At 56.8% G+C, this 2,200-nt stretch carries 1 protein-coding gene; it reads left to right on the top strand.

What is annotated here, in order from left to right; translation table 11 throughout:
• The first annotated feature begins 1,459 nt into the window (after positions 1-1,459).
• Positions 1,460-1,933 (top strand): hypothetical protein, encoded by a 474-nt coding sequence (locus BLX24_RS30025; protein WP_071506872.1) that lies wholly within the window; start codon positions 1,460-1,462, stop codon positions 1,931-1,933.
• The last annotated feature ends 267 nt before the right edge of the window (positions 1,934-2,200 follow it).

The raw sequence follows: 2,200 nt of genomic DNA, 5'->3' as shown, positions 1-2,200 counted from the left end.
AATAAAACCCGCGACGAAGAGATTTCGGCTATCCGTAAACGGTCGGACNAAACGGTCGGACATTTCGATGCAGGAGCGCAACCGGCTGATCGATGCGGCCAGGGAAAAAGCGGAACTGGAAATTAAGCTGGCCAATGAGGAAGCCGAGTCGAAAATCAAGCTGTCAAAGGAAGAGACGGAGCAGAAAATTAAGGATGCCACTGAGGAAAAGGAGAAAAAGATTGACCTGCTCAAACAGCTGGCTACGGCCGACAAGGACCGCGCACAGGAGCTGCTGAAGCTGGCGAAGGATGAAGCGGATCAGAAGATCAAAACCGCTGAAGCCGAGAAGAAGAAAAAGCTCCAGATGCTGGCCGATGAAAACAGACAGCGGATTCAGCAGAAGTACGATCTGGAGGAGCAGATTGCCGATGCCAACGAGGAAGCCCGGCAGACGGAGATTGAGCAGAAGCGCAAAGCCTGGCAGTCCCAGAAAAAGGCCGATATCGCATCGGCACTTATTTCGGGGGCACTGGCCACCATCAAGGCACTGGCCTCGGGGATTTTTCCGCTGAACCTGGTCTTTGCGGCGGTGACGGCCGCGATGACGGCGGTGCAGATTGCCAAGATTAAATCACAGCCCGAGCCGCAGTTCCGCTACGGTGGTCTGATGAAAGGATCATCGCACGGCGTGACCTACGGCAGCGGCGGACTGGCCATCATTGACCGGTCGTCGGGGCAGGAACGGGGCGAAATGGAGGGCGATGAAGCGATTATCAGTAAAGAGCAGACCCGCGCCAACTGGCCGCTGATCAGCCGGATGCTGGAGAATGCCCGCACGCCCGGCCGCAGGCATACACCGGTTGACCGTGGTCCGGTAGCCTTCCGTGACGGGGGCATGCTGGAGCCCAAACGCTACGGAGAAATGTACCTGTTCGGCTCCAAAAAGAAGAAGGAGGCCGAAGCGGCGGCCAGAGAAGCGGAAGCCGAAGCGGCCCGCGCCAGTGCCGAAGCCGAAGCATCCGCAGCGGAAGCATCATCGGCCGCATCAGGCTACGACACCTCGGGGGGCAGTGACGTGTCGGGCAGTGCGGCCAATGAAGCCGAAGCCAAAGCCGCTCAGGAGGAAGCCCAGAAGCAGGGCCGGATGCAGCTTGAGCTCTTGCAGAATATCGTGGATTCCATCGGGGCGCTGGATCAGAACCAGCAGGCGGCGATGAACAGTCTGGCCGGCCGGCTGTCGGCATCGGTCGACGCAATGGGCCAGCAGGTTGCCGGGCTGAACGGCGGGATCATGGAAGTGAAGGGAGCCGTCAACGGTGTGGAAGGGGCCACCCATCAGGTGAAGGATGCCGTTTATGCCACCAATGCCCAGGGGAAACTCGATCAGTTAATTTCGGCGATTTCAAGCCTTGGTTGATCGGCGGAAAGTGTGTAGTTTTCGTCATCTGATCCCCCAGCAGATGACGAAATCACTACCATGCAAAAACGCATTACGCTCAGCGTACCTGTTTACCTTCAGAAATTTCTGGTCGGCGAATTCATCGGTGAATATTCAGAGAAAGGGGCCTGCCTGCACGTGGAGAAGCGCTCGGAGATCGGCAAGCTGATCCATCTGGTGAGCCGCTATTATCCCTTCCCGGTTGCCGTACCCAAACCGGCCGGTACGACCATTACCATCTCGTACTATTGCCGGGAGAAAAGCTACGAGTTTCCGGCGGATAAATACGGGGAGCTGACCCGTCAGCTGGATGAGATTTTCCGGCGGTCGATGATCTGTGAAGTACGCCGGGTGCATGAACTGGCCGGTGGTGACTACGGGGTGCATATCCGCCAGTTCCTGAACCGCTACCAGATCGAAGCCGACGTGGACGTCGACTTTGAGACGATCCGGAAGATTTACCGCGATTATCTGCACCGGATCAGCCAGAAAAACAGAAAAATTTTAGCCTGAAAAGTCCGGCTACAGCTACTTAAGTCCGGCTTTTGCGCGAAAAGTCCGGCTGGTGCGTAATTGGTCCGGCCCGGCATACCCCGAAAAACCGTCTTTCTGAGCAGGGAAGGCGGTTTTCTGTTTTTATGCGATTTGAAAACCACCTGAAATCCGGTCCTTTCAAACGGTTTGGGCGACGGTAGTTTCGGGCATGGAACTGGGAAACTGGCGCGGTCCGAATGCCGCCTTTGTACGTGTTTTATCCTTTGTGCCGGTGAGCTCGGTGAC

The organism is Arsenicibacter rosenii (assembly GCF_001870735.1).
Taxonomy (GTDB): Bacteria; Bacteroidota; Bacteroidia; order Cytophagales; family Spirosomataceae; genus Arsenicibacter; species Arsenicibacter rosenii.
The sequence above is the reverse complement of the archived record's forward strand: the minus strand, read 5'-3'. Positions and strand labels throughout refer to the sequence as shown.